15 protein-coding genes are annotated in these 19,136 nt (G+C 71.6%); 7 read left to right on the forward strand and 8 right to left on the reverse strand.

The features are described 5' to 3' along the window. The first annotated feature begins 11 nt into the window (after positions 1-11). On the forward strand, positions 12-1,253 hold the full coding sequence (locus tag DEJ25_RS14905; protein ID WP_146240701.1) for an aminoglycoside phosphotransferase family protein: 1,242 nt from the start codon (positions 12-14) through the stop codon (positions 1,251-1,253). Between the two features lie 466 nt (positions 1,254-1,719). After that, positions 1,720-3,846: a DEAD/DEAH box helicase gene (locus DEJ25_RS14910; RefSeq protein WP_111045178.1), complete on the forward strand. Its 2,127-nt coding sequence runs from the start codon at positions 1,720-1,722 to the stop codon at positions 3,844-3,846. A gap of 162 nt (positions 3,847-4,008) precedes the next feature. Here the strand turns inward: DEJ25_RS14910 and DEJ25_RS14915 are convergent, their stop codons facing one another. After that, positions 4,009-4,281, reverse strand: coding sequence for a mycoredoxin (locus tag DEJ25_RS14915; RefSeq protein ID WP_110903960.1), 273 nt, complete (start codon positions 4,279-4,281; stop codon positions 4,009-4,011). A gap of 148 nt (positions 4,282-4,429) precedes the next feature. Between DEJ25_RS14915 and DEJ25_RS14920 the strand changes: the two genes are divergently transcribed. Further along, positions 4,430-5,944, forward strand: coding sequence for a CYTH domain-containing protein (locus DEJ25_RS14920; RefSeq protein ID WP_110903959.1), 1,515 nt, complete (start codon positions 4,430-4,432; stop codon positions 5,942-5,944). A gap of 85 nt (positions 5,945-6,029) precedes the next feature. Here the strand turns inward: DEJ25_RS14920 and DEJ25_RS14925 are convergent, their stop codons facing one another. Together DEJ25_RS14925 and DEJ25_RS14930 are read right to left on the reverse strand one after the other, a co-directional pair. After that, positions 6,030-8,222, reverse strand: a complete 2,193-nt coding sequence (locus tag DEJ25_RS14925) for a S9 family peptidase (RefSeq protein ID WP_258366522.1) — start codon at positions 8,220-8,222, stop codon at positions 6,030-6,032. A 10-nt stretch (positions 8,223-8,232) separates the two neighbouring features. Then, positions 8,233-9,441, reverse strand: a complete 1,209-nt coding sequence (locus tag DEJ25_RS14930; protein WP_146240702.1) for a Fic family protein — start codon at positions 9,439-9,441, stop codon at positions 8,233-8,235. Positions 9,442-9,661: 220 nt separating this feature from the next. On the opposite strand from DEJ25_RS14930, the gene DEJ25_RS14935 reads away from it, so the two are divergent. Continuing rightward, a complete protein-coding gene (locus DEJ25_RS14935) occupies positions 9,662-10,864 on the forward strand; it encodes an amidohydrolase (RefSeq protein WP_110904028.1) in 1,203 nt (400 codons plus the stop codon). 88 nt (positions 10,865-10,952) lie between these two features. Here the strand turns inward: DEJ25_RS14935 and DEJ25_RS14940 are convergent, their stop codons facing one another. Both DEJ25_RS14940 and DEJ25_RS14945 read right to left on the reverse strand, forming a co-directional pair. After that, positions 10,953-11,843: an aminodeoxychorismate lyase gene (locus DEJ25_RS14940; protein ID WP_111045181.1), complete on the reverse strand. Its 891-nt coding sequence runs from the start codon at positions 11,841-11,843 to the stop codon at positions 10,953-10,955. Between the two features lie 25 nt (positions 11,844-11,868). Next, positions 11,869-12,219 carry a tryptophan synthase subunit alpha gene (locus DEJ25_RS14945; protein WP_110904027.1) on the reverse strand — a complete coding sequence of 117 codons (351 nt, stop codon included), beginning with the start codon at positions 12,217-12,219 and terminating at the stop codon, positions 11,869-11,871. 64 nt (positions 12,220-12,283) lie between these two features. On the opposite strand from DEJ25_RS14945, the gene DEJ25_RS14950 reads away from it, so the two are divergent. Next, positions 12,284-12,802: an 8-oxo-dGTP diphosphatase gene (locus DEJ25_RS14950; RefSeq protein WP_181427466.1), complete on the forward strand. Its 519-nt coding sequence runs from the start codon at positions 12,284-12,286 to the stop codon at positions 12,800-12,802. 48 nt (positions 12,803-12,850) lie between these two features. On the opposite strand, the gene DEJ25_RS14955 is transcribed toward DEJ25_RS14950, so the two are convergent. The 3 genes from DEJ25_RS14955 to DEJ25_RS14965 all read right to left on the reverse strand — a co-directional run bounded on the left by DEJ25_RS14955 (position 12,851) and on the right by DEJ25_RS14965 (position 16,279). After that, positions 12,851-13,135, reverse strand: a complete 285-nt coding sequence (locus tag DEJ25_RS14955) for a hypothetical protein (protein ID WP_111045183.1) — start codon at positions 13,133-13,135, stop codon at positions 12,851-12,853. Between the two features lie 31 nt (positions 13,136-13,166). Beyond that, positions 13,167-14,345 (reverse strand): ABC transporter permease, encoded by a 1,179-nt coding sequence (locus DEJ25_RS14960; protein ID WP_146240703.1) that lies wholly within the window; start codon positions 14,343-14,345, stop codon positions 13,167-13,169. 245 nt (positions 14,346-14,590) lie between these two features. Next, entirely contained in the window at positions 14,591-16,279 is a 1,689-nt protein-coding gene (locus tag DEJ25_RS14965) for a sodium:proton antiporter (RefSeq protein ID WP_111045185.1), read from the reverse strand. A 113-nt stretch (positions 16,280-16,392) separates the two neighbouring features. Here DEJ25_RS14965 and DEJ25_RS14970 point away from each other — a divergent pair, with 113 nt between their 5' ends. Together DEJ25_RS14970 and DEJ25_RS14975 are read left to right on the forward strand one after the other, a co-directional pair. Continuing rightward, positions 16,393-17,649: an inorganic phosphate transporter gene (locus DEJ25_RS14970; protein WP_111045186.1), complete on the forward strand. Its 1,257-nt coding sequence runs from the start codon at positions 16,393-16,395 to the stop codon at positions 17,647-17,649. Positions 17,650-17,928: 279 nt separating this feature from the next. Then, a complete protein-coding gene (locus DEJ25_RS14975; RefSeq protein ID WP_110903951.1) occupies positions 17,929-18,225 on the forward strand; it encodes a hypothetical protein in 297 nt (98 codons plus the stop codon). Positions 18,226-19,136 lie beyond the last annotated feature (911 nt).

Below are 19,136 nucleotides of genomic sequence, written 5' to 3' on the forward strand. Positions count from 1 at the left end.
TGACTGTGGCCGTGTGGCCCAACCATGAGCGTGTCATCCCCGAGGCCTTCGCCGGGTCCGGGACGTCCGTCGTGGCCGCGCGTGCGCACTCGGTCGAGCCCTCGGGCAACGGCTACCTCTACGGGTACGAGATCGACACCCTCGACCGGAACGGCCAGCGTGCCACCGTCCTGACGTACGTCGACACCGGCGGCGCCCACGACCAGAACAGCGCCATCGTCACCGACCCCGCGACGGGGGAGCCGGTGTCGGTGTGGGCCTACCCGAACGACCCGGGCCTCCCGGTGCTGCCGCAGGTGACCTACCGGGACGCCGTCGCCGAACTCCTGACCACGCTCGGCATGCCGGTGACGGACCCGACCCTGACGGTGGCCGCCTACCGGCCCGGCAAGCGCGCCGTGGTCCGCGTCGACGCGCCCGAGCGCACTCTCTTCATCAAGATCGTCCGGCCGCACCGGGTCGCACCGATCGTCCGCACTCACGAGCAGTTCGCGGCGGCCGGGCTCCCGGTGCCGCGCGTGCTCGCGAGCCGCGGTGACGGGCTGCTCGTCCTCGAGCTGGTCCGGGGCGTCCCGGCCGGCAGCCGGATCACCGAGATCGCGGACGACCCGCGCTTCGTAGCGTCCCTCGCGGCGCTGACCGGCCGCATCGCCGCGGTCCCGATGACGCAGCAGGCGCGAGCGGACGCGATGGACCACGCGGATTGGCACCGCCGTACCCTGACGACCGCGCTGCCCGCGGACGCCGAGGAGATCGACCGCCTGTACGACGCGATCGGGCGCCGGTCGATCGGCTGGAACGCCGCGCAGAAGCAGGTGGTGCACGGTGACCTGCACCTCGAGCAGGTCTTCGTCGACGAGGACGAGCCGTGGCGCATCTCCGGCCTGCTCGACATCGACACCGCCGGTTGGGGGTACCCGGTGCGGGACGTCGGCGCGGTCGTCGCGCACCTCGTCGTCACCGGGCTGTGGCACCGCTCCCGTGGTGACGTGGACCGCGGTGCCGCCGCCGAGCGCCTCGCGGACGCCGTCGCCCGGGACTGGGCGGCCCGGAACCCGCAGGAGGCCGAGCGCCTCGGGCCGGCGATCGGTGCACAACTCCTCGCGCATGCGGGCGGGCAGGCGACCACCGGGTCGGTGAACGGGATCGCGACGGCGGAGCAGCTGCTCGCGGCGACGCGTGCCGCCCTGGCGGAACCGGCCCCGAGCCTCCCGTCCGGTGCCGGCCGGCCACGCTCCGCACCGCACCTCTGACGCCCGTCCCGTGCGCCCTGCCCGTGACGCGGCGTCCCGGCCGGGAGGCTCGCCACGCGCGGGGTGTGGAGAGTCGCCTCCGTCGGTGCCTGGGGAGTAAACTGACGGCGCACGCACGGCGTGCTCGCATGTCGCGTCGATCCCTGCCGCGACGACCGGTCGCTGGCCGGTGCGGGCCGCAGCCGCGTCGCCTGGTAGGTCAGACCTCCAGGACGTTCTCCGGAGGACCTCCTCCGGGATGGGTGGCGTGCGTGAGACGCCGCCGGACTCCCGAGCAGACCGTCACATCGACCACCGGCCCGCACCTGGGCCCCCGATGCGTCCTGCCGGAACGTGCCGGCGTGCTGCGGGCCACGGCGGCCCGTGGTGGACACCGGCGCGACGGCCACGACACACGGCAGCCGCACCACACGACTTCCGCCCGTACCGGGTGGCTCGCCCCGACGAGGGCGGAACAGGAGGAGCTTTGGCTCGATCAGGTACCCGTCGCGCTGCCGGTGGCACGCGGACGGCTGCGCGCCGGACCCGACCGCTCGACAACGACGGCCTCATCCCCGTCCTCGCCCGCGCCGTGCGCGAGGTCGAAGCCGCCGCGCAGCGAGGCCCCCTCAAGGCGACGAACCGCACGAAGTTCCAGGCTGTCGCCCTGCTCATGCGCGAGGAGCGTGCCCGCGTCAAGGCGGACGCGACCCTCACCGACTCGCAGCGTGCCGAGCAGTTGAAGCGCCTCGACGGAGTCGCCACGATCCTCGCGAAGACCGCTGCGCGGGACACCAGTGTCATCCAGCTCCTCACCGAGGAGGCCTCCGTCTCCGAGGCCACGCGCACGGTGAAGCGCGACATGATGATCGCCGCCGGCATCGAGCTGCAGCCCGAGGACCTGGTCATCGCAGCCGAACCGACCGCTGCGGTCGAGACGCCCGAGCGGTCCGTGGTGCCGCAGTCCGTCGTGCAGCGGCAGCTCGCGAACCCGTTCCTGCCGCCCGACTTCGCGCTCGCCGACCAGCCCGTGGCGCACCCGCGTCGTCTGGCGAACTGGGAGCTCTTCGGTCCGCTGTTCAAGTCCTTCGAGTACGGCGCCGGCGGCGGAGTGGCCTCGATGCCGCTGCCCGAGCCGGCGACGCTGCACACCCCGGCCGGTGCCTCGCTGATGAAGCACCAGGCGGAACTCGTCACCTCGGCGGCGCAGGGGCACCGCACCTTCCTGCTCGCCGACGAGCCGGGCCTCGGCAAGACCGCGGAGTCGCTGCTCGCTGCCGACGCCGCGAAGGCGTTCCCGCTGCTCGTCGTCGTCCCGAACGTCGTCAAGACGAACTGGGCTCGCGAGGCCGAGCGCTGGGTGCCGAACCACCGTGCCACGGTCATCCACGGGGACGGCCAGGACCTCGACGGGTTCGCCGACATCATCATCGTCAACTACGAGATCCTCGACCGGCACGTCGGTTGGCTCGGGACCTTCGGGTTCAAGGGCATGGTCGTCGACGAGGCCCACTTCATCAAGAACAAGGACTCGCAGCGCTCGAAGTTCGTGCTGCAGCTCGCCGAGAAGATCCGCGAGCGCACCGCGAACCCGCTGCTGATGGCCCTGACCGGGACGCCGCTCATCAACTCGGTCGAGGACTTCCGCACGATCTGGGAGTTCCTCGGCTGGATCGACGACAAGAAGCCCCGCGCGCAGCTCATGAACGAGCTCGAGGAGATCGGGCTGACCCCCGCCGACCAGGGCTTCTTCACCGAGGCGCGCAAGGCGGTGATCGACCTGGGCATCGTCCGTCGCCGCAAGGTCGACGTCGCCGCGGACATCCCGGCCCGCCGGATCGCCGACATCCCCGTCGAGCTCGACGGTGACGAGGGTCGTTCGATCCGCGACGCCGAGCGCGAGCTCACCGCGAAGCTGGTCAAGCGGTACCACCAGGCGCTCGCTGCCCGCACCGGCCAGGCGCCGGTCGACGGCATCGACGAGAAGCTCGTCCGCCAGGTCGCCCGCTGGGAGCTCGAGGACCAGGACGCCTCGTCCACCGGGGAGAACGTGTTCTCGATGGTGCGTCGCATCGGTCGTGCCAAGGCGCAGCTCGCGGCGGACTACGCGGCGCAGCTCGCCTCGAACGTCGGCAAGGTCGTGTTCTTCGCGAAGCACCTCGACGTGATGGACCAGGCGGAAGAGGTGTTCGCCCGCCGGCACCTGCGCACCGCGACGATCCGCGGCGACCAGACGCCCGCGCAGCGCACGGCCGAGATCGACTCGTTCGTGAACGACCCCGACGTCGCCGTCATCGTCTGTTCGCTCACCGCGGCCGGCGTCGGCCTGAACCTGCAGGTCGCCTCCAACGTCGTCCTCGCCGAACTGTCGTGGACGAGCGCCGAGCAGACGCAGGCGATCGACCGCGTGCACCGCATCGGTCAGGAAGAGCCGGTCACCGCGTGGCGCATCATCGCCGCGCAGACGATCGACACCAAGATCGCCGAGCTCATCGACTCGAAGGCCGGCCTCGCTGCCCGCGCGCTCGACGGGTCGGACGACGAGGTCGTCGACTCCGGTGACATCCAGCTCGACGCGATGGCGTCGCTGCTGCTCGACGCGCTCTCGCGGTAGGGCGCGGCCGGCCGGCTGGCGGGCGCCGGCTGGCTGGCTCCGTTCGGCTGCGCACAACAGGAACCCGCTCGAACCACGGGAGACCGTGGTTCGAGCGGGTTCCTGTCGTGCGGGTCCGGCTTGCGCCGGGCGCCGGGGCCGGGCGCAGGGCGCCGCCGCGGGTCAGACGCGCGACTGCACCTCGGCCAGGGACGGGTTCGTCGCCGTGCTGCCGTCGGGGAAGACCAGCGTCGGCACGGTCTGGTTGCCGCCGTTGACCTCGGCGACCAGCTCGGCCGTGCCGGGCGTGTTCTCGATGTCGACCTCGCGGAACGGCACGCCCGCCTTGGTCATCTGGTTCTTCAGCCGGGCGCAGTAGCCGCACCAGGAAGTCGTGAACATGGTGACGCCGCCGGCCTCGGGCACGAACGCGTCACGGGTGATCGTCTCGCTCATGTGCTCACGGTAACCCCGGTTCCCGGGAGGCGCGTCCGACCCCGCCTCCGACCCTGCCTCCGGCCGCGGCTCCCTGACGAGGCACGACGGCCCGCCGCCGACCCACCCGTGGTGAGGACCACGCCGCCACCCTGGTAGACAAGACCGTGTGAGCGACACCCACCTCGAGATCGAGCGCACCTACGACCTGCCCGACGGCGCCGCACTGCCCGACCTGGTCGGCGCCGGCGGGATCATGCAGACCGACGTCCAGGAGCCCTTCGAGCTCGACGCCACCTACTGGGACACCCAGCGGTACGACCTCGTCGCCGCGCACGTCACCGTCCGACGGCGCACGGGCGGACACGACGCCGGCTGGCACATCAAGCGCTCCGAGTCCGACACCGTCCGCCACGAGCAGCACTTCCCGCTCACCGAGGACCCGGACACCGTGCCCGTCGAGGTCCTCGCCGCACTCTTCACCGAACGCCGCGGCCGCGGACTCCACCCCGTCGTCCGCATCACCACCACCCGCACCGTCACCCGCCTGCTGGACGAGGACGGTGACCAGGTCGCCGAACTCGCCGACGACCAGGTCGTCGCGGAACGCCTCGACGACGACGCGCCGGCGGACCCGAACACCTGGCGGGAGGTCGAGGTCGAAGCCGTCGAGGGCGTCGACCCGCAGATCGCGCACGAACTCTTCGCCGCCCTGGACGGCCGGTTCGCCGCCGTCGGCGCCGGCCCTGCCGCCGTCGCGTCCAAGCTGGCACGCGGGCTGGCGGGGGCACCGGCACCGCGCCTCCAGACCGAGGAGAAGCCGCACAAGGGCACCGCGGCCCGCGCACTCACCAAGCGCCTGCGGAAGCTGCGCGGCACGCTGCTCCGCCTGGAGGCCGGACTCCGGTCCGGCGCACCGACCGACCTGGCCGAGACGGCGGAGACCGCGCTCGGCATCGCCGCCGTCCTCGGGTCGTACCGGCCGGCCTTCGCCGACGGGGACGAGATCGACCGGGCCGCCGCCGCGGCCGACGCACTCGCAGCCGTCACGGCACGAGCCGCGCTCGCCGAGTACCTGGTCGACCGACTGTCGCATGCGTCGAGCCCGGCGCAGGAGGCGCTCGTCGACTCGATCACCCGCGAACGCGTCCTCGCCGCCACTCGCCAGCGCCGCGACGACGCCACCCGTGAGGTCGTCCTGTCCCTGCACGAGGAGTCGTTCCTCGAACTGCTCGACGCCCTCGACGACGCCGTCGAACGCCCCCGGCCGACGGCGTGGGCGCTCCGCGATCCGAAGCGGGTCGCGCAGGACGTCTCGGCGATCGAGAAGCCGCGCGTCCGCGACCTCGTCCGCGTCGCCGTCGGGGACGACCCCGCCGACGAGGCCGGGGACCGCGAGGCGACCCAGCGTGCCTGGCACGCGACGCTCCGCGCCCGGATGGCGATGGACGTCCTCGGCGACGACGCGTTCCCGCACGCGCTGTGGAAGCGCATCGGCACCGCGGCCGACGTGCTCACCGAACGTGTCCGGTCGCTGCACGCGCTGGAGCAGCTGCGCGTGCAGGCGGGCATCGCGGAACGCGCCGGCGAGGGCACCTTCGGGTACGGGGTCCTCGCGGGCGACCGGGTCCGCGTGGCCGAGGAGTCCTACGACGAGGCGGTGCACGCGCTCAACCGCGTGTGACGGCGAAGGCCGGGAACCACGACGGCGCGCACCCTGATCGGGTGCGCGCCGTCGTCGTCGGTCCGGACCGGGTTCGTGCTCCGGGTCAGCCCGCGGCGATCGGGTTCGCGCTCGCGGCTGCGGGGGAGACGTCAGCCAGTCCGAGCACGTCGAGCAGCCAGGCCAGCTCGGACGCACGCTCCTTCCACGAGTCGTACCGACCGCTGACACCACCGTGTCCGGCGGACATCTCGGTCTTCAGGAGCACCGGGGCCCCGACCTCGCGCAGCTTCGCAGTCCACTTCGCCGGCTCGACGTAGAGCACTCGGGTGTCGTTGATCGAGGTCACGGCGAGGATGCGCGGGTACTGCACGTCGTCGCGGACGTTCTCGTACGGCGAGTACTCGCTCATGTACCGGTAGACCTCGGGGTCGTGCAGTGGGTCGCCCCACTCGTCCCACTCGATGACGGTCAGCGGCAGGTCCGGGTCGAGGATGCTGGTCAGCGCGTCGACGAACGGCACCGCGGCGAGGATGCCCGCGAAGCGTTCGGGTGCCAGGTTCGCGACCGCGCCCATCAGCAGACCGCCGGCGCTGCCGCCCTCGGCCACCAGACGCTCGGGCGTGGTCCGGCCGCTGTCGATGAGGTGATCGGCGACGGCGACGAAGTCCGTGAACGTGTTCTTCTTCGTCAGGGTCTTGCCGTCCTCGTACCAGTGCCGGCCGAGCTCGCCGCCACCGCGGACGTGGGCGACGGCGAAGACGACCCCGCGGTCGAGCATCGACAGGCGCATCACGCTGAAGCCCGGGTCGATCGAGTGCTCGTACGAGCCGTACCCGTACAGGTGCAACGGGGCCGGGGTCTCCGCATCGACGGCGTCCCGGCGCCACACGAGCGAGATCGGGACCCGCGTGCCGTCGGACGCGGTCGCCCAGTCGCGCTCCTGCACGTAGTCGGCCGGGTCGTAGCCGCCCAGCACCGGCTGCCGCTTCAGCACGGTGACCTCGCCGGTCGCCAGGTCCAGGTCGCTGACCTCGGACGGGGTGACGAAGGACGTGTACCCGAGGCGGAGCGTCGGCTGGTCCCACTCGGGGTTGCCACCGAGGCCAGCCGAGAACAGCGCCTCGTCGAAGGGGACCTCGTGCGCGTCGCCGTAGCCGTCGCCCTCGATCGGGATGATCGCGATCCGGGGGAGCGCCTCGGACCGGTACTCGAGCGCCAGGTGTCCGGCGAAGGCGTCGACCGACTCGATGCGTCGCTCGGCGTGGTGCGCGACGACGACGCGGCGGTCGGACTCCGAGGTCGGGTCGTCGGCGGGGACGTCCACCAGCTCGAAGTTCTCGGCGCCGTCGTTGTGCAGGACCAGCAGTCGGTCGCTGCCGCCGACGATCGCGTGCTCGATCTCGTACTCCACGCCCTCACGACGGGGCCACACCACACGGAACTCGCCGGTCGGGTCGGACGCGTCGAGGACGAGCGCCTCGGAGGTGATCTTCGACCCGAGCTCGATGACGATGTACTGCGACGAGCGGGTGATGCCCACGCCGACCCAGTAGCGGTCGTCCGGCTCCTCGAACACCACCACGTCCGCGTCCGCGGACGTACCGACGGTGTGGCGCCAGATGCGGTCCGGTCGCCACGAGTCGTCGACGGTCGGGTAGAAGACGTACCGGCCCGAGGGGTCGAACGTCGCGCCGGCTCCGGTGTTCGGGATCGTGTCGCCGAGGTCCTGTCCGGTCTCGAGGTCCCGGACCGCCAGGGTGTAGCGCTCGTCGCCCTCGACGTCGACGCCGTAGACCAGCCGGCGACCGTCGTCGCTGATGTCGTAGGTGCCGAGCGAGAAGAAGTCGTGCCCCTCGGCCAGGGCGTTGCCGTCCAGGACCACCTCTTCCCCGGGCAGGGTGCCGGCGCCCGTCGGCGAGTCCTCGGCTGCCGCCTCGAGCGACGGCGGGGTCCAGTCGTCGGGTCCGCTGATCGGAGCGCGGCACTGCACGCCGTACTGGCTGCCCTCGCTCGTCCGGGTGAAGTACCACCACTGGCCCATGCGGACGGGGACCGAGAGGTCGGTCTCCTGCACGCGGGTCTTGACCTCGTCGAAGAGCCGCTGGCGGAGCCCGCCGAGGTGCTCGGTCTGCCCCTCGGTGTAGCGGTTCTCGGCTTCGAGGTACGCGATGGTGTCCGGGGACTCCTTGTCGCGCAGCCACTCGTAGTCGTCGACGAAGTCGATGCCGTGGTGGGTCCGCGTCCGGGGCCGCTTGGCGGCGGTCGGCGGGATGGTCACGTCGTGCTCGCTGGTCACCTGGCCCACCCTATTCGCTCGGCATGGAGGACCGACCCGGCCCCGCCGCTCCGCCCACCGCCTCGGCATCCACCGCCGAGTCCGCCGGCACGGCCGCCGAGGTCGACGACACCACGGCCGCCCGGATGCGTTCCGCGAGCGCGTCGAGCTCCGCCAGCACGTCCGACGCCACCCAGGCCCGGTCCCGTCGCCGCTCGGTGACCGGCCGCAGCACGCCCGCGTCGACCAGGTCGTCGATCACCGCGTCCGTCCAGGGCAGGTCCGGCGGCAGCGCGGCACTGATCGCCGCCTCGGTCCGGACCGGGTCCGCGAGCAGGACGCGGAGCACCGCGGAGTCGTGCGTCACCCGGGGTCCGCAGCTCGTGCTGTGCACCGCGGCACGCTCGTGTTCGATCTCGTCGAGGCGGAGTGCCGCGTACTCGACCTCGTCACACACGGTGCCGATCGCCGCGGCGACCAGGGTCACGACACCGTCGACGTGCCCGTCCCGGTACCGGACGAGTTCGGCGAAGTACCCGGCCCGGTCCGCGACGAGTGCCGCGGCCACGGGGACCACGAGCGAGGACGTCAGACCGCGTCGTCGGAGCACGGCGTTGACGAGGGCGCGGCCGATCCGCCCGTTGCCGTCGGTGAACGGGTGGACGGACTCGAACTGGGCGTGGGCGATCGCCGCCTGGACGATCGGGTCGAGGTCGTCCCGCGACAGGAAGGCGAACAGGTCGTCCATGGCCTCGGCGACGTCGTCGGCCGGCGGCGGGACGTACGCGGCGTCCCGCGGGGACGCTCCGCCACCGATCCAGTTCTGCACCTGCCGCCAGCGCCCCGCGACCGGGCCGTCGACGGGGTCGTCCCGCATGAGCACGGCGTGCGCGTCGAGCACCGAGCGCTCGGTGATGCCGCCCCGGCCGGCGTCGTCGATCATCGCCCTGAGCGCCGAGGTCGCGCCGACCATCGCCGTCGCGCTGCCGTTCGCGCGGATGCCGACGAGGGCTCGGGCGTAGTCGTCCAGCGTGGCGTGCTCGTCCTCGATCCGGGAGGACGAGACGGCCTCGGTCCGGGCGAGCAGCAGGTCGAAGGTCGCGGTGCGGTCACCGCGGCGTCGGTCGAGCTCCGTCAGGCGCTCGGTGACCCGCGACACGAAGTCCGCCGTGCTCGGGGGTGCGGTCCAGGTGCGGTGGGCGATGCGGGGCGGCAGCGAGCACCGGACCGAGCGGACCATGCGGTCGGCTCGGGGCGGTCGTCCACTGCTGCGCCACGGTCGGGTCGCGGTGCGGTGCGCCGGCCAGTCAGGCCGGGGCGACCGGGTGTCGTGGTGGTGCATCCTGCCTCCGCTCGTCGGGTCCCCAGAAGGTACCCACGCACCGTCCTCCACCGCGAAGAACCCGTATGTCGTGTACGAAGACCGAGGCGTCCGCCGATGGGATCGGTACCGTTGTGGAATGACTGACAACTCGTTCGTGATCACCGGTGCCCACGTCGTCCCCGTGGACGGGGCGGAGTTCGACGGGGGAGCGGTCGTCGTCCAGGACGGCCGGATCACGGCCGTCGGACCCGACGTGACGCCTCCCGACGGACTGCCCGTGATCGACGCCGTCGGCGCTTGGCTGCTGCCCGGCTTCGTCGAGGCACACGGCCACGTCGGCATCCACGAAGAGGCGAACGGCTCGGCCGGCAACGACACCAACGAGATGACCGGCCCGAACATGGCCGCCGTCCGCGCGATCGACGCGGTAGACATCGACGACGAGGGGTTCCGCGACGCCCTCTCCGGCGGCATCACGAGCATCGTGGTGAAGCCCGGCTCCGGCAACCCCATCGGTGGGCAGACGGTCGCGATCAAGACCTGGGGTGGCCGGACCATCGACGAGCAGCTCATCTCCGACGCGGTGAGCATCAAGAGCGCCCTCGGCGAGAACCCGAAGCGGGTCTACGGCGAGAAGGGGCAGACCCCCTCCACCCGCCTCGGCGTCGCGAAGGTGATCCGCGAGGCGTTCGTCGCCGCGCAGGACTACCGGGCCGCCCGTGACGCCGCCGCACGGAAGGACGAGCCGTTCACCCGGGACCTCACGAAGGAGGCCCTGGTCCGCGTCCTCGACGGCGAGCTCGCCTGGGACCAGCACACCCATCGCCACGACGACATCGCCACCGCGGTCCGTCTCGCCGAGGAGTTCGGCTACCGCCTGGTCGTCAACCACGGAACCGAGGCCCACAAGATCGCCGACCTGCTGGCCGAGAAGGGCATCCCGGTGATCTACGGGCCGCTGTTCACCAGTCGTTCCAAGGTCGAGCTGCGCGACCGCGGCATCCCGAACCTCACCACGATCGCGGCAGCCGGTGTCCGCGTCGCGATCACCACCGACGCGCCCGTCGTCCCGATCAACATGCTCGTCACCCAGGCGACGATGGCGGTGCGTGACGGCCTGCCGCGGCAGACCGCGCTCGAAGCGATCACCTCGGCCCCGGCCGACATCCTCGGCTTCGGGGACCGGGTCGGGCGCATCGCCGAGGGGCTCGACGCCGACCTGGTGCTCTGGGACGGCGACCCGCTCGACGCCACCAGCCGCGCCCAGCGCGTCTGGATCGAGGGCGAGCAGGTCTTCCGCTACGTCGACGGGCAGGGCGTGACGACACCGCGCTGGTGACCAGCCCGGTGTCGGTGACCGGCTGACGGACGGGAGGCTCGGTGCGGCGCCGCACCGAGCCTCCCGTCCGGCGTCGGGTCCGGCCGGTTCAGTCCTGACGCGACAGGAGGAAGTCGTTGATGCGCTCCGTCATGCCGAGGTCCATCTCCTGCGGAACGCCGTTGACCGTGTGGATCGGAGCGGCCTGCCGGATGCTCGACACCAGCCACAGCGCGTCCGCAGTCCGCAGGTCGTCGAGGGTGACGAGTTCGTAGGCGGTCTCGATGCCCTCCTGCTCGGCGAAGCGGAAGACGTCGGCCTGCGTGGTGCCGTCCAGGATCCCGATGTCGGTCCGTGGGGTGACGAGGCGGCCACCGACCGCCATGATGAGGTTCGCGCGGGTGCCCTCGAGGACGTAGCCGTCGGTCGAGACGAAGAGCGCATCGTCGGCACCGCGGCGGACGGCCTCGCGGAGGGCGGCCATGTTGATCGCGTACGACAGCGTCTTCGCGCCCTGCAGCAGCCAGGGCGAGGTCCGCTCGACGTCGTGCCGGTAGCCGCGGTCCAGCGTGACGACCCCGATGCCCTCGGTGCGGTCGCGGGTCTGGTCGGCGGAGGGGGCCGCGTAGACCCAGCCGGTCGGACGACCGAGGCCCTCGACCCCGCGCGTCAGGACGGTCTTCGCGTACGCCTCGCGCACCGGGTCCAGGCGTGCGCAGACCGCCTCGATCGCCTGTCGCCAGGCGTCGAGGTCCGGCTCCGGCAGGTCGAGCTTGGCGGCGGACCGACCAAAGCGGGCGAGGTGCGCCTCGAGTGCCTGCGGACGACCGTCGATGACCGTGATCGTCTCGAACACACCGTCACCCCGGGTCAGGCCGAGGTCCATCACCTGGATGTGCTCCTCGAGCGGCTTCACCCACGTGAAGGCCTCCGCCTCCGGGTCGTGCGGCGCGGCGGCGCGGGAGGGCTGGTTCAGGACGGCGAGGACGGTGTCGGTCATGCCCCCATCCAACCCCAGGCGGGCGTCAGCGACCACCGGGCAGTGCGTCCATGAGCTTCCACACGGCCTCGGTGAGTTCCGGGTGCTGGAGCGCGATGCGGCGGAGGCGGTGGTACTCCTCGCCGTGCTCGGTGCCGTGCCCGGATGCCGGGTGCGACGACCACTGTGCGCTGCGCTGGCCGATGCGGACGTCGAGTTCCATCGCCTCGGCGCGGAGGATCAGCACGACCTGCTCGTCGACGCTCGGCAGCGTGTGCATGAAGTCCCAGGGATCGTCACCCTGCCGACACCGGTGTTCGACGATGACCGAGATCTCCTCGGCGGCTTCGGCGCGCAGCACCTCGAGGCTGCGCCCCGTCCTGCGAGACTCAGCCATGACGCCCCCACAGCACGCCTGCCATGCATCGAGCGTACGTCATCCGATCGGCCACACTGGACACATGACCGAGCGCGACGAGAGCAAGTCCCAGCACCCGGCCGTCGTCGTCGTGTACCTCCTGCGGGACGGCGCGGACGGGCCGGAGGTGCTGCTCGGCGAGAAGCGGCGGGGCCTCGGCACCGGCCGCGTGGTCGGACCGGGCGGCAAGCGCGAGGGGGTCGAGACAGCGGCCGAGACCGCCGTGCGCGAGGTGGCGGAGGAGGTGGGCCTCCGCATCGACCCGGCCGACCTGGAGGCCCGTGGCACGTTGGACTACCGGTTCCCGTTCCGCCCCTCCTGGTCCCAGGTCTCGGACGTCTTCGTCTGCCACCGCTGGCAGGGCGACCCGTCGGGCGGTGACGAGTTGGAGCCCAGCTGGGTGCCGGTGGGCGCCGTGCCGTACGACGCGATGTGGGACGACGCGCGCTACTGGCTGCCCGGGGTCCTGGCTGGCGGGCGGGTCGATGCGCGGGTGGTGTTCGCGGAGGACAACGCCTCGGTCGCCGGGTTCACCGGGACGGGGATCGGCGAACCGGCCTGATCGCGCTGCCCGGTACCGCCGTCCTGACGCTCTGACCGCCGGCGCTCGTCAGCGTGCGCGCTGCGTCGGGGTGTTGCCGGTGCGCGCGGCTTCGGCCTCGGCCATCACGTCCGCGTCCCCGCTCCGTCCGCCGAGCGGCCGGACGAAGAAGTCGACGACGCCGAACACGATCGCGGCGACGAGCGCGAACATCGCCCAGCCGTCCCAGAGCCCGGCGACGCTGCGGCCACCGCTCGGCGCGAGCACGATGCTCGTGACGTAGGACAGCGCCGCGATGACGAGGAAGACGACGACGATCGTCATGAGGAGGCGGTGCCAGGCGGTACGGGTCATGATCGGATCAGGATAGCCCTCGCTCGGGCGCTCATCGACGGGGGTTCAGCGGCTGGTTCTCGAGCCCGTCGCGGCCGCCCGTGAAGACGTCACCGGCGGCGCGTTCGTCCTCCCAGTCGTCGTCGCGCAGGACCTCCAGCGTGCCGGTCTCGGTCGAGATGAGGCCGTTCCGCTCGAGCTCGGCGTCACGCTCACGGCCCAGGAACTCGCGGTTCGCGGTGTTCGCGTCCTGGAACATCGTGGTCCGGCCGGTGACGATCGCGCGGATCCGGCGGCGTTCCCACCACTTCTTGCCGAGGAACATCAGGACGAGCCCGGCGGCGGCGTAGCAGCCCATCGTGACCAGGCCGCGCTCCGGGCCCGGGCCGACGCCGTAGAGCTGGTGCTTGATCATGTCGACCATGCTCGAGCCGACCACGACGTTGTTGAGCCACGCGAACGGCTCCGGCATGAACCACTTCGGGTAGGCGCCACCGGAGGACGGCATCGACAGGAAGACGAAGCAGATCATGGCCGGCGCGGCGATGAACCGGCCGACGAAGTAGCTCAGGCCGTTCACCGCCAGGCCGATCGCCACGATCCAGCCCCAGGCGATGAGGACGAGCGGGATGAAGTGCCCGTGGATCGCGCCGACGACGGGGCCGGCGAGGGTGTTCGTGATGAGCGAGATGACCAGCCCACCGGTGACGATGACCGTCATGCGCGTCCGGTGACGCAGCGGGCCGCCCATGATGCCGATGAACATCGCGACCATGTAGCCGCCGATGCACCACGCGAGCATCACGTACATCGCGACCGTGCCGTACTCGTCGTAGGCCGGCAGGGGAGCGAGCTCGGTCACTCGAGGGGCGGCCAGTCCCGCGCCGGTGAGCACCGCGGTCAGCGTGGCGGGCACCAGGCTCGCGACCTGGAACTGGTGCGCGCTGGCCTTGAACAGCTCGTTGGCCGACGGGTCGTAGGCGACGGCGATCGTCCCGGCGACGACGTCGCGCTTCGCGCCGGCGAGCGAGTCGTAGGACGAGAAGAGGTACTCGCCGGGGAGCGCCTTCTGCACGGCCCCGATGAACGTCTGGTCGCTGCCGACGATGCCGATCGGGACGTCGTGCGGATGCGGGGCGTGGAACGCGAACACGTAGCAGAGGCAGAACCCGACGATGAAGAACAGCGGCATCCACAGCTGGAGCCCGATGAGCTGCAGCGACGGGTGCAACGTGGCGTACCAACGGCGGTAGCGGCCGATGTGTTGCTTCGGAGGCGGAGTGGGGCGCGCCTCCCGGCCGGGGCGGTGGACCGGCCGTGACCGCTCGTGCGCGACCCGCGCTGTGTCGTCGGCGCTGCGCGTCGGGAGGTCGTTGTTCCTGCGTGCTTGGTTCCGCGGCGTGCTCACTCGGCGGTGCGCTCCTGTCTCGTCGTCTGGCGTTCCAGGGTACGCCCGGGCGCCAGGGTGCGGGCAGGTCAGGAACGGCTGCGGGACGCCTGCGCCGAGTCCATCGCGAGCTCTTCAGCGTCGAGGGTCACGAGCACGCGGCGCATGACCTCCTCGTCGAGGTTGCCCTTCTCGCGTTCCTCGAGGACGATCTCGCGTCGGCGGTCGAGCAGCTCGCGGCGGATGTCCTGGATCTGCGTCCCGCGGAGCCGAACCGAGGTCCTGCGGTCCTCGGACTCCTCTTCTTCTGCGTCCTGCCGGAACGTCTCCGCCTGGCGTTCGAGACGGGCCTTCAGACGGGCGAGGACCTTGTCGGTCGCTTCCGGACCGTACCGGGTGCCCCATTCCGGCCGACGTCGGTCGAGCAGCTCGATCGCGGCGACGGTCGTCCGCTGGTTGAGCAGCATCTCGCTGCGTCGGTCCTTGTCGTCCTCGGCCGGGTCCTGCACCCTGAGGGCGCGGATCACGAACGGCAGCGTCAGCCCCTGCAGCAGGAGGGTGCCGACGGTGACGATGAACGCGATCACGAAGATCGTGTCCTGCGCCGGGATCTGCGTCGGGCTCGCGACGACGGACACGGCGGCGGCGAGGGTCACCACCCCGCGCATGCCGGTCCAGGAGATCACCGTCAGCTCGCGCCAGTTCAGTCTCGGTTCGGCCGTGCCGCGGATCCAGCGCAGGGAACGGTGTCCTCGGGACAACCGGACGCGCAGGGGACGGATGAAGCGGCCGTGGAGGCGGTTCCGCGCGTACGACTCGAAGATGAACAGCGGTCGGACCAGGATCACGACCGCGAGCACGACGGCAGCGGCGGTCAGGGTCTGGCCGAGGCTGCGTTCACTCTCCACCAGGTCCTGCACGACCGTGTTGAGCTGCAGTCCGATCAGTGCGAAGACGAAACCCTCGAGGATGACGTCGATGCTCGTCCAGAGCGGGCGTTCCTGCAGTCGGGTCGCGTACCCCTCCTTCGGCGAGTTGTAGCCGATGTAGAGCCCGGCGGTGACGACCGCGATCACGCCGGAGCCGGACAGCTCCTCGGCCAGGATGTACGCCACGAACGGCAGCAGGATGCTCATGATCGTCTCGACCACCGGGTCGTTGATCCGCATCCGGATCCAGTGCACGAGGACGCCGAGGACCCCGCCGACGACGAGTCCGACGCCGATCGCGAGGCCGAAGATCGCGAGGTCCTGCCAGATCGTCAACGAGGCCCCGGCGATGATCAGCGTGAACACCCGGACCAGCGTCAGGGACGCCGCGTCGTTGATCAGGCTCTCGCCGGAGAGCACCGTCATCACGCGTCGGGGGAGCCCGAGCTTCCGTCCGATGGCCGCGGCGGACACCGCGTCCGGCGGGGCGACGATGGCGCCCAGGAGGATCGCGGCGGGCCACGTCATGTCGGGGATGATCAGGTACGCGGCCAGCCCGACCGCGAGCGCCGTGACGATGACCAGGAAGATCCCGAGCCGTCGGATCTGCTTGATCGAGCCGCGGAAGCTCTGCCACGACACGTCGAGCGCCGCCGAGTAGAGCAGTGGCGGCAGGACGACCGTGAGGATCACCTCTGAGTCGATCTCGATGTGCGGCAGTCCGGGGATGAACGACACGCCCAGGGCGACGGCGGTGACGAGCAGCGGTGCCGGGAGTCCCCAGGCCCGAGCGAACCCCGTGACGGCGAGTGATCCGACCAGCAGGATGAGCAACTCGGCGATGTCCACGGGGCCATCTTCCCATCCCGGAGCCGCGGACCTGAGCGAACGTGAAGGCCAGATGAACGACAGGTGTCCGTTCGGCTTGCTCGATGCCCGCTCGCCTGGGACACTTGCCCGCGGTGGACATCACGCTCATAGTCGTCCTGGTCATTGCGTTGGCCCTCTTCTTCGACTTCACAAACGGTTTTCACGACACCGCCAACGCAATGGCGACCCCGATCGCGACCGGCGCCATGAAGCCCACGGTGGCGGTCTCCGTCGCAGCGGTGCTCAACCTCGTCGGGGCGTTCCTCAGCACTGCTGTGGCGACGTCGATCTCGCACGGGCTCATCAACGAGGGACCCGGTGGCGTCGCCATCAGTCCGGAGATGATCTTCGCGGGACTGATCGGCGCGGTGGTCTGGAACATGATCACCTGGCTGCGCGGCCTGCCGTCGTCGTCCTCGCACGCGCTCTTCGGCGGCCTCATCGGCGCCGCCATCGTCGGGGCCGGCTTCGACTCGGTGAACTACGCGGCGCTGCTGACGGTGGTGATCATCCCCGCCTTCCTGTCGCCGGTGATCGCGTCGCTGGTGTCGCTGCTCGCCACGCGGATCGCGTACCGGATCACGCGGCGTCCGGTGTTCCCGAACGAGCGCGGCGGGTTCCGGATCGGCCAGATCTTCACCTCGTCGATGGTGTCGCTCGCACACGGCACGAACGACGCGCAGAAGACGATGGGCGTCATCACGCTCACACTCATCGCGTCTGGTGCGCAGTCGGCGGACCAGGGCGTGCAGTTCTGGGTCGTCGTGGCCTGCGCGCTCGCGATCGCACTCGGTACCTACACCGGCGGGTGGCGGATCATCCGGACCCTCGGTTCCGGCATCACCGAGATCCGTGCCACGCAGGGGTTCGCGGCCGAAGCCTCGACCGCGGCGACCATCCTGGCCTCGAGCCACCTCGGCTTCGCGCTCTCCACCACGCAGGTGTCCTCCGGCTCGATCATCGGTGCCGGACTCGGTCGGCGCGGATCGAAGATCCAGTGGTCGACCGCGGGCAAGATCGTCATCGCCTGGTTCATCACCCTGCCGGCGGCGGCTGCGGTCGGCGCAGTCGCGTCGGGCTTCGCCCGCTTCGGCGTGATCGGCCTGGTGATCGACGCGGTCGTCGGTGCGATCGTGATCCTCGGCCTGTACCTTTGGTCGCTCCGCAAGCCGCACGAGCACGCCTCGGCCATCGAGATCGACGTCGCCGCGAACGCCGTGCTGACCCGCAAGGAGCAGCGCGGACTGCAGCGCAAGAAGCGTGCCGAGGCCGTCGCCGCCCGCCGCGCCGAACTGAGCCGTGAGCGGACGCTCCGCCGCATGGCCGGACGCAAGGGAGGCCGTCGCTGATGGGCATCGCCACTGACGGACGCCGCGGGGCGTTCCGGCTTGGAAGGACCTGCTGATGGGCATCGCCACTGACGGACGCCGCGGGGCGTTCCGGCTTGGAAGGACCTGCTGATGGGCATCGCCACTGACGGACGCCGCGGGGCGTTCCGGCTTGGAAGGACCTGCTGATGGGCATCGCCACTGACGGACGCCGCGGGGCGTTCCGGCTTGGAAGGACCTGCTGATGGGCATCGCCACTGACGGACGCCGCGGGGCGTTCCGGCTTGGAAGGACCTGCTGATGGGCATCGACTGGGGGGCGTTCCTCCTCGTGGCACTCGTCGCCGTCGTCTCGGCGTGCTTCGTCGTCTCGGTGTACTCCGTTGGCCTCCGCTTCTGGAGCGCCGCAGACACCCGGGCCGGCAAGTACACCGTGAAGGACGACGGCACGATCGGCCCGGCCACCGCAGGATTCCCGGACCCGAACGCTGCGGCGTCGGCCGTCCGGATGCTGCGGGCGCTCGCCGTGGTCTGCTTCGTGCTCTGCGGTGCGGCCGTGCTCTACGGCATCTACCTGATCGTGCCCGCCTTCCACTGAGGCACCGCGCGACCCATCCGACAGCGGTCGGCCTCCGGGCCGGCCGCTGTCGCGTTGCCGGGTGTGCCCGTCCGCTGGGGGCGAGCGGGCGGAATGTCAGGGTGCCTCACCGTCGTACCACGCGTTCCCGCCCGCTCGCCGTCTGCCGGACGGAGGCGGCTGGCGGCCTGGTCCCGCGCCTCCCGTCCGCTCTCGGGCGTGAGCGGGCGGAATGCCAGGGTGCGTGACGGTCGCACCACGGGTTCGTGCCCGCTCGCCGTCTGCCGGACGGGAGGTACGCGGCGGGCTGGCCCCGCGCCTCCCGTCCGGCTCACGCGAGCGGGCGGAGTACCAGGGTGCGTCGCGCGCACACTCTGCTCTTGCGCCCGCTCACCAGATGGACTCCGCCTCGAGTGCGAGCGGGCGGAAAGGCGGCGCGCGCGCCGTACGTGCGCCGCTTTGCGCCCGTTCGCCTGCCGCCCACTGGGCAGCTGGCGGCCCGGAGGCCCGCGGCGGCCTGGCCCCGCGCCTCCCGTCCCCCGCACGCGAGCGGGCGGAAACGCGCCGCCGCGGCGAATGGCACCGCCCGTTTCCGCCCGCTCGTCGGAGCGGGCCCCGTTCGAGTCAACACGCGGGTGCGAGCGGGCGGAAACGCGCCGCCGCGGCGAATGGTACCGCCCGTTTCCGCCCGCTGGTCGGAGCGGGCCCGGTTCGAGTCAACACGCGGGTGCGAGCGGGCGGGAACGCGCCGCCGCGGCCGATGGCACCGCCCCTTTCCACCCGTTCACCCCAAGGCGGACAGGAGGCGCGTGGCGGCCGGGTGGTGCGCCTCCCGTCCCCAGGACGGCGAGCGGGCGGAACTCCGTGGCGGGCGGGGAGAGGACCGTTGCATTCCGCCCGCTCGCCCCGTCCCGCCTCGCCCCGTCCCGCCT

Source organism: Curtobacterium sp. MCPF17_011 (genome assembly GCF_003234145.1).
Taxonomy (GTDB): domain Bacteria; phylum Actinomycetota; class Actinomycetes; order Actinomycetales; family Microbacteriaceae; genus Curtobacterium.